The sequence below is a fragment of the Streptomyces sp. CO7 genome, from assembly GCF_053474865.1.
The window spans coordinates 284,696-292,183 of the sequence record NZ_JBRIOU010000006.1; the positions used below are offsets into that span (position 1 = coordinate 284,696).

The 7,488-nt window shown below is 71.5% G+C and carries 10 protein-coding genes and 1 pseudogene; 4 read left to right on the plus strand and 7 right to left on the minus strand.

Annotation, left to right across the window (positions count from 1 at the left end):
* The 3 genes from ACOV8S_RS22775 to ACOV8S_RS22785 all read right to left on the minus strand — a co-directional run.
* Positions 1–565, minus strand: a 565-nt coding sequence (locus ACOV8S_RS22775) for a ribonuclease H family protein (protein WP_448319863.1), incomplete at its 3' end; no start/stop codon positions are given.
* Between the two features lie 73 nt (positions 566–638).
* A complete protein-coding gene (locus tag ACOV8S_RS22780; RefSeq protein WP_448319865.1) occupies positions 639–1,436 on the minus strand; it encodes a VOC family protein in 798 nt (265 codons plus the stop codon).
* Between the two features lie 94 nt (positions 1,437–1,530).
* On the minus strand, positions 1,531–2,028 hold the full coding sequence (locus ACOV8S_RS22785) for a VOC family protein (RefSeq protein ID WP_448319867.1): 498 nt from the start codon (positions 2,026–2,028) through the stop codon (positions 1,531–1,533).
* 197 nt (positions 2,029–2,225) lie between these two features.
* Between ACOV8S_RS22785 and ACOV8S_RS22790 the strand changes: the two genes are divergently transcribed.
* Together ACOV8S_RS22790 and ACOV8S_RS22795 are read left to right on the plus strand one after the other, a co-directional pair.
* Positions 2,226–2,861, plus strand: coding sequence for an ATP-dependent Clp protease proteolytic subunit (locus tag ACOV8S_RS22790; protein WP_448319869.1), 636 nt, complete (start codon positions 2,226–2,228; stop codon positions 2,859–2,861).
* A gap of 2 nt (positions 2,862–2,863) precedes the next feature.
* Positions 2,864–3,457 (plus strand): ClpP family protease, encoded by a 594-nt coding sequence (locus ACOV8S_RS22795; protein ID WP_448319871.1) that lies wholly within the window; start codon positions 2,864–2,866, stop codon positions 3,455–3,457.
* A gap of 20 nt (positions 3,458–3,477) precedes the next feature.
* Here ACOV8S_RS22795 and ACOV8S_RS22800 read toward each other — a convergent pair whose 3' ends face one another.
* From ACOV8S_RS22800 to mgrA, 3 genes are all read right to left on the minus strand, one after another.
* Positions 3,478–3,909, minus strand: a complete 432-nt coding sequence (locus ACOV8S_RS22800; protein WP_448319873.1) for a helix-turn-helix domain-containing protein — start codon at positions 3,907–3,909, stop codon at positions 3,478–3,480.
* 120 nt (positions 3,910–4,029) lie between these two features.
* Positions 4,030–4,482: an ATP-binding protein gene (locus ACOV8S_RS22805; protein WP_382552067.1), complete on the minus strand. Its 453-nt coding sequence runs from the start codon at positions 4,480–4,482 to the stop codon at positions 4,030–4,032.
* Between the two features lie 170 nt (positions 4,483–4,652).
* The gene (mgrA, locus tag ACOV8S_RS22810) at positions 4,653–5,651 is read right to left on the minus strand and encodes an L-glyceraldehyde 3-phosphate reductase (protein ID WP_448319875.1); all 999 of its coding nucleotides are present in this window, start codon (positions 5,649–5,651) and stop codon (positions 4,653–4,655) included.
* 109 nt (positions 5,652–5,760) lie between these two features.
* On the opposite strand from mgrA, the gene ACOV8S_RS22815 reads away from it, so the two are divergent.
* Both ACOV8S_RS22815 and ACOV8S_RS22820 read left to right on the plus strand, forming a co-directional pair.
* Positions 5,761–6,270, plus strand: a complete 510-nt coding sequence (locus tag ACOV8S_RS22815; protein WP_448319877.1) for a mycothiol transferase — start codon at positions 5,761–5,763, stop codon at positions 6,268–6,270.
* Positions 6,271–6,455: 185 nt separating this feature from the next.
* Positions 6,456–6,908: an SPW repeat protein gene (locus tag ACOV8S_RS22820; RefSeq protein WP_448319879.1), complete on the plus strand. Its 453-nt coding sequence runs from the start codon at positions 6,456–6,458 to the stop codon at positions 6,906–6,908.
* Positions 6,909–7,010: 102 nt separating this feature from the next.
* Here the strand turns inward: ACOV8S_RS22820 and ACOV8S_RS22825 are convergent.
* Positions 7,011–7,488 (minus strand): annotated as a pseudogene (locus ACOV8S_RS22825) (hydrolase); the annotation flags it as partial.

Genomic DNA, 7,488 nt, shown 5'->3' on the forward strand with positions numbered 1-7,488 from the left:
CAGTACGCGCACCGCGCGTGCGGGCGGGCGTCTTCTTGCCCGCCGGCGTCGGGGACGGCGGGGGTTCCGGGGAGTTCAGGGCGCTGCCCGCGCCCTGCTGCGCGATCGCGGCCTGGCTGGCGGCCCGGTCGGCGAAGTCGTTCAGCGGGTCGCCGTCCACCTGATGGGCCGCCACGTACCGGAACTCGACGGTGCGCCCGGTCAGCAGTTCGTCGATGCGGACCACCAGTTCCCGGTTGGCGACGGGCTTGCCCCCGGCGGTCTTCCACCCGTTGCGCTTCCAGCCGGGCAGCCAGGTGGTGACGGCCTTCATCGCGTACTGGGAGTCCATCCGGACCTCCAGCGGCACCGCGGGGTCGGTGGCGGTGAGCAGCCGCTCCAGGGCCGTCAGCTCGGCGACGTTGTTGGTGGCGGTGCCGAGGGGGCCGGCCTCCCAGCGGGTGGGCCTGTCGGGGGTGTCGCCGTTCTCGGCGAGGACCCACGCCCAGGCGGCGGGACCGGGGTTTCCCTTGCAGGCGCCGTCGCAGGCGGCGACCAGTCGTTCAGCACGCATGGACACGATCATCCCACGCACGTCGCGCGGCCCCGCCCGAGGGGAGCGGGGCCGCGCGGCCTTCCGGTACGAGGCCGGCGCGCGGTCAGCCGACCTCGTCCATCGGCGGCATCTCGCCCTCCGTGGTGTCCGGGTCGAGGACCGAGAAGGCCGCGCCGTGGGGGTCGGTGAGGCTGGCGAACCGGCCGAACGGGCTGGTCACCGGTCCGTACTGGCACCGGCCGCCCAGCTTCTCGGCCCTGGCGACGGCCTCGTCGCAGTCGGGGACGGCGAAGTAGACGTTCATGAACGGCCCGACCTCCGGCGGGAAGTCTTCCGTCATCTTCATCCGGCCGACCAATGGGGCGCCGTTCAGCTCGTACACCCGGAAGTCGATCTTGTCGTCGGGCATCTGCTTCTGGGTGTAGGAGAAGACCTCCGGGAAGAAGGCGTCGGCCTTGCCGGCGTCGCGGGTGTAGACCTCGGCCCAGCAGTACGCGCCGGGCGTGCCGACGGTGTCGAAGCCGGTGTGCTTCGCCGGCTGCCAGAGTCCGAACACCACGCCGCTCGGGTCGCGGGCGATGCACATGGTGCCGAAGTCGGCGACCTGCATCGGCTCCATGACCACCTCTCCCCCGCTCTCCCGGATCCGCGCCGCGGTGGCCGCGGCGTCCGGGGTGGCGAAGTAGAGACACCAGGACGCCTGTTCCTCGGCGCCCGGCATCGGCGGGACCACCGCGGCGACGGCCTTGCCGTCCGCGTAGGCCTCGGTGTAGTTGCCGAACTCGGTGCTGGACTCGCCGAAGGTCCAGCCGAGGACCTCTCCGTAGAACTTCTTGGCCCCTTCGACGTCGGCGAACATCGCGTCCGCCCAGATGGGGGTTCCTTCGGGTCGTGCGGCCATGGTGCGGCCTCCGTTCGTGGTCGTCAGGGTTTTCACGCCGGTCGGGTGGGCGCGTGGCGCGCGGGCGGGGCGCCCCGGTGCTCCGGGCCGTCCGTCAGCCGGCTTCGACGGCCGCCCGCATCTCCGCCACGTCGAGCCGCCGCATCGTGAGCATCGCGGCCATGGCCCGGCCGGCCCTCGCGCGGTCGAGGTCGCGCATGAGCTCCAGGGCCTCCTTGGGGATCACCTGCCAGGACAGCCCGTACTTGTCCTTGAGCCAGCCGCACTGGCTCTCCTGGCCGCCGTCGCCGATCAGGGTGTTCCAGTAACGGTCGGCCTCCTCCTGGCTGTCGCACATGATCTGGAAGGAGATCGCCTCGTCGAAGTGGAACAGCGGGCCGCCGTCGAGGGCGGAGAACCGCTGGCCGTTGACGGTGAACTGGACCTCGACGACCGACCCGTTCTCGTCCGGCGTGACCTTCTCGGGTCCCGCCTCGGAGAACCGGTCGACCCGCTCGATGCGCGAGTCGGGGAAGACCGAGACGTAGTACTCGGCCGCCTCTTCCGCCTGGTTGTCGAACCAGAGGCAGGTGGTGAATCCGTTGCTGTCCATCGGTTCCTCCCGATCGTCCGCCGTTCACCACTGTCGACCTGCCGACGGGCCGAAACTCATCGGCCCGCGGCGCGCGGGCCCGGGATCTGCCGTGGGCGAATCTGCCGCGGGCAGAGAAGTGCCCCGGTCAGGGGCGGGCGGGGGCATGGTCGAAGGCAGCGCACCCTTTCGGCTCGAAGTCTCCAGGAGGACCTCGCATGCTTCCACCGCAGTACGCCCCCCGGGCGCAGCAGGGCGACACCCCGTCCACGCCCTTCGACGACCAACTGGCCTCGGCGCTGCTCGCGCAGCGCATCGTGATGCTCGGCACCCAGGTGGACGAGGTGTCCGCCAATCGGGTGTGCGCCCAGCTGCTGGTGCTCTCGGCGGAGGACCCGCGCAGCGACATCGGCCTCTACATCAACAGCCCCGGCGGCTCGGTGACCGCCGGTCTGGCCGTGTACGACACCATGCGGGCGATCCCGAACGACGTGTCGACCCTGGTCATGGGATTCGCGGCGAGCATGGGCCAGTTCCTGCTGACCGTGGGCGCGCCGGGCAAGCGGTACGCGCTCCCCAACGCGCGGATCATGATGCACCAGCCCTCGGCCGGCATCGGTGGGACCGCCGCCGACATCGAGATCCAGGCCGAGAACCTGGAGTTCACCCGGGGACAGATCGAGCGGATCATCGCGGACCACACCGGGCAGAGCCGGGAGACCGTCTCCAGGGACTCCGACCGGGACCGCTGGTTCACGGCCGAGCAGGCCATGGAGTACGGGATGGTCGACCGTCTGGTCGGCTCCTTCGACGAGGTGCGCCTCAGCGCCTCCCGACGCCGGACGGGGCTGTGACCATGGCGAGCTACACGGTTCCGTACGTGACCGAGCGCACCGCGCGCGGTGAGCGCTCCTCCGACGTGTTCAGCCGTCTGCTGTCGGAGCGGATCGTCTTCCTGGGCACCGAGATCGACGACGGGGTGGCGAACGTGGTCATCGCCCAGCTGCTCCACCTGGAGTCGGACGCGCCCGACCACGAGATCGCGCTCTACCTCAACTCCCCCGGCGGCTCGGTGACGTCACTGATGGCGATCTACGACACCCTGCGCTTCGTGCGCGCGCCGATCGCCACCTTCTGCGTGGGCCAGGCCGCGTCGACGGCCGCGGTGCTGCTGGCCGGCGGCGACCCGGGGCGGCGGTTCGTGCTGGAGCACTCGCGGGTGCTGCTGGGCCAGCCGGCCAGCGCCGGCAGCCAGGGGACGGTCGCCGACCTGGCGCTGCGGGCCCGCGAGATGGGGCGCGTGCGCGCCCAGATGGAGGAGGTGCTGGCCCGGCACACCGGCCACGACACGGCGACGCTGCGCGCCGACATGGACCGGGACAAGGTGTTCACCGCCCAGGAGGCGGTGGCCTACGGCCTGGCCGACGAGGTGCTGACCGCGCGCCGCTGACGCGCGGTCCGCGTCGTGCGTCAGGCGGCCAGGCACATGCCACCGCGGTGCGGGACTGCGCGCTGCGGGACGCCCCGGTGGGCGACTTCGCGGTGCGCGACGGAACCGGAGACGGCACCGGAGGCGGCGGTGAGGTCGCTGTGGACGCGGACGAGCAGATCCCCGAGGCTCAGGCCCAGGGCGCGGGCGGCGGCCGCGAGAACCTCCGAGGAGGCTTCCTTGCGGCCCCGCTCCAGCTCCGAGAGGTAGGGCATCGAGATCCGCGCCGCCTCGGCGACCTCCTTGAGGGTGCGCCCCTGGGCGAGCCGCTCGCGGCGCAGGGCGTCACCCACGAGGTCACGCCACAGGGGCTCCCGGGCACGGCCCGCCGGACCGGACGCCGGACCGGAGGCCGGGCGGTCCGCCGGGCGGCGGAGGGGAACGGGGGTCCGGGAGGCTTCGTGGCTGCTCACCCTTCTCAGCCTAGGCCGCGGCCGGGACCCGGCAAGGGCGCCCGCGGCGGTTCCGCTCAGAGGTGAATCGGCGCACCCGGTGCGCGGGCGCGGCCCCGGTGCGCGGGCGCGGCGGCGGGTTCAGCCGCCGAGGCGCAGGGTGGCGCGTATCCGCTTGCCGACCGGGACGCGCTCCACGACCACCTCGTCCGCGAGGGCGTGGACGATCTCCAGGCCGTGCCGCCCGACGCGCTTGGGGTCCCGGGGGAAGATCTGGGGCAGCGCGACGCTGCTGTCGTAGACCGTGACGGTCACGCGGTTGTCCGACCCCTCGAGTTCGAGGATGTACGGACCATGACTGTGCCGGTCCGCGTTGGTGACCAGCTCGCTGACCACCAGGAGCAGTTCCCCGCCGTAACGCTCGTCGGCCGTGGCGCACCACTCGCTCCTCAACTGCTCGAGGAACTGTCCCGCGAACTCCCTCGCCTCGGCGATGCACCCCGGTTCACCGGTGTAGTGCGTCGCACGGCGCAGAGGTTCGACGGGGACGTCGAAACCCGTTGTCACCACGGCCCCGTCCAGGTGCTCGATCATGCGTGTCTCTCTCGGATGCCGGCCCGGCCGGATACTGATGCGCCTGAGCTTGTACCCGGGTCGGGCCCCGGCACTCGTCCCTGACCGAAATTCGTGTTACACCGCGTTCACGAGGGTGGCCCCGCGGGAGGCCGGACCTCCCGCGGGCCCTCGTGGACACGGTTGCGGGCTCAGCCGGCGGCGCGGAGGACCGCGTCGATCCGGGACAGCTCGTCGTCGTCGAAGGCGAGGTTGCCGATGGCGGCGACCGAGTCCTCGAGCTGCTGCGGGCTGCTGGCCCCGACCAGGGCGGAGGTGACCCTGCCGCCGCGCAGCACCCATGCCAGCGCCATCTGGGCCAGGGACTGACCGCGGGCGGCGGCGATCCCGTTGAGCGTCCGCAGGTGGCCGACGAGCTCGCCGGTCACCTTGTCGGCGGTCAGGAAGGGACTGTCGCCGGCGGCACGGGAGCCCTCGGGGATGCCGTCCAGGTAACGCGAGGTGAGCAGGCCCTGCTCCAGCGGGGAGTAGACGATCGACCCGACCTGGAGCTCGTCCAGGGTGTCGAGGAGACCGCTCTCCTCGGGACGGCGGTCGAGCATCGAGTAGCGCGGCTGGTGGATCAGCAGCGGCGTCCCGAGCCCTTCGAGGATCCGGGCGGCCTCGCGGGTCTCCTCGGGGGAGTAGTTGGAGACGCCCACGTACAGCGCCTTGCCCTGCTGCACCGCGGAGTGCAGCGCGCCCATGGTCTCCTCGAGCGGGGTGTCCGGGTCGGGACGGTGCGAGTAGAAGATGTCGACGTACTCCAGGCCCATCCGGGACAGGCTCTGATCCAGCGAGGAGAGCAGGTACTTGCGCGAGCCCCACTCGCCGTAGGGACCGTCCCACATCAGATAGCCGGCCTTGGTGGAGATCACCATCTCGTCGCGGTAGGGGCGCAGGTCCGACGTGAGCGCCTCGCCGAAGGCCGACTCGGCGGCGCCGGGCGGCGGGCCGTAGTTGTTGGCCAGGTCGAAGTGGGTGACGCCCAGGTCGAAGGCCCGGCGCAGGATGGCCCGCTGGGTGTACACCGGACGGTCGGGCCCGAAGTTGTGCCACAGGCCGAGCGACAGCGCGGGAAGCTTCAGACCGCTGCGCCCGGTGCGCCGGTAGGGCATCTGCTCGTAGCGGCCGGGATGGGCTGTGTACAACGTGACTCCTGGTGTCGTGCGTGTCGGTGCCGGAGATCACTCTTCCTCACCGGACCTCGCCCGGTCCAACCGCCGAGCGCCCAGGCCGGTTCCGGCGGAGGCTGGAGACATGCACGCAAAGGACATTCTGATCGAGGCACACGGCCGGATCCGCGAGGAGGTCCACGCGGCGGTCCAGGGACTGGACGCCGGGCGGCTCGCCGCGCTCCCCGCTCCCGGGACGAACTCCGTCGCCTGGCTGGTCTGGCACCTGACCCGGGTCCAGGACGACCACGTGGCGGACGCGGCCGGACGGGAGCAGGTGTGGACGGCGCAGGACTGGCACGGCCGGTTCGGGCTGGAGCTTCCGGTGTCCGACACCGGCTTCGGGCACGACGCGGCCAAGGTCGCGGCGGTGCGGGTGGACTCCCCCGACCTGCTGACCGGTTACTACGACGCGGTCCACGAGCAGACGCTGGGCTTCCTGCGGGGCCTGGGCGCCGGTGACCTGGAGCGGATCGTCGACGAGCGCTGGGATCCGCCGGTGACGCTGGGCGTCCGGCTGGTCAGTGTCCTGTCGGACGACCTGCAGCACGTGGGGCAGGCGGCGTACGTGCGCGGACTCCTGGAGCAGCTGTGAGGCGCGCGGGGGCGGAGGGCTGTGCGCCGGGTCCGGTGTCGGGGCTGTGAGCTGGGACGGTGAGCTGCATTACACATAACGGGTGAATCGGGGCAGAATGGAACAGGTGCGGGCCTACCTGCCCCACAGTCGATACCTTCCGTCCGCAGTCGCGGGCAGGCCTGAGATCTCGAAGGAGACGAGTCATGGCCAACGTCTCGCACCCGCGTGGTGACATCTCGAGTCACCCCGACGTACTCGAAATGAGGGAGCAGTACGCCCGTTCCCAGCAGGGACCGAATCTGGGGATGCTCGCCGCACCGCTGGCGCTGGTCGGCGTGTTCTGTGCGGCATCACCGTGGATCCTGCACTTCACCGGCAGTCAGCCGCCGCTGGTGCAGCACAACGTGATCGTCGGCGCGGCGATCCTCGCCCTCGCGATCTGCGCGGCCGCGAGCCCCACCCGCATGGGCGCGCTCGGCTGGGCCGCTGCCGGTCTGGGCGTCTGGATGATCATCTCCCCCTGGGTGGTGGGAACAGCCCCTGACGCCGGCGTGATCATCACCAACGTCTGCATCGGCGCCCTGGCGATCTGCCTGGGAGCCGCGTGCGCCTTCATGGGCATGAAGGGAGCCCGCAAGGCGGCGTCCAGGTTCTGACGGCGTCGTCCGACGACGTCACAACCGCGGCCTGCCGTCCAGGCGGCGGGGCCCGGCCGGTCATTCCGGCGGGGCCCCGCCGTCACCCGTGCGGCGGGCCGTTCAGGCGACGTCGAGCGCGGTGTCGTCGATGACGAACGAGGTCTGCAGCTTGGACCCCTCGGTGACCGTGTACTTGAGGGTCACCGTCTGGCCCGCGTAGGCACTCAGGTCGAACGAGCGTTTGGTGTAGGTGGAGACGGCGTTGGCGTTGGAGTACGTCGCCAGGGTGCGCAGCACCGTGCCCGAACTGCTCAGGACCTGCACCTTGAGGGTGTCGTAGGCCGTGCTCCCGGTCTCCGCGGTGTCGATCTTCAGATGGAAGCCGAGTGCGGCGGAGCAGCCGGCCGGGACCGTGACCGGCTGGGAGAGCGTCTCGGTCACCGCGGTGCCGTGCCCGCCGAGCCAGGCGTAGTAGGAACCGGTGCGCGGAGTGCGGCTGCTGCTGTTGGTGATGACGCCGCTGCTCGCCGACCAGGCGGTGGCCCCGGACTCGAAGCCGTTGTTGCGCAGCAGCTGGGCGGCGGTGCAGGTGGTGGAG

Excerpts from the sequence above, each read along its gene's own strand:
- ACOV8S_RS22780 (WP_448319865.1), bottom strand. The coding sequence starts at position 1,436 with ATGGCCGCACGACCCGAAGGAACCCCCATCTGGGCGGACGCGATGTTC.
- ACOV8S_RS22785 (WP_448319867.1), bottom strand. The coding sequence starts at position 2,028 with ATGGACAGCAACGGATTCACCACCTGCCTCTGGTTCGACAACCAGGCG.
- ACOV8S_RS22790 (WP_448319869.1), top strand. The coding sequence starts at position 2,226 with ATGCTTCCACCGCAGTACGCCCCCCGGGCGCAGCAGGGCGACACCCCG.
- ACOV8S_RS22795 (WP_448319871.1), top strand. The coding sequence starts at position 2,864 with ATGGCGAGCTACACGGTTCCGTACGTGACCGAGCGCACCGCGCGCGGT.
- ACOV8S_RS22805 (WP_382552067.1), bottom strand. The coding sequence starts at position 4,482 with ATGATCGAGCACCTGGACGGGGCCGTGGTGACAACGGGTTTCGACGTC.
- ACOV8S_RS22815 (WP_448319877.1), top strand. The coding sequence starts at position 5,761 with ATGCACGCAAAGGACATTCTGATCGAGGCACACGGCCGGATCCGCGAG.
- ACOV8S_RS22820 (WP_448319879.1), top strand. The coding sequence starts at position 6,456 with ATGGCCAACGTCTCGCACCCGCGTGGTGACATCTCGAGTCACCCCGAC.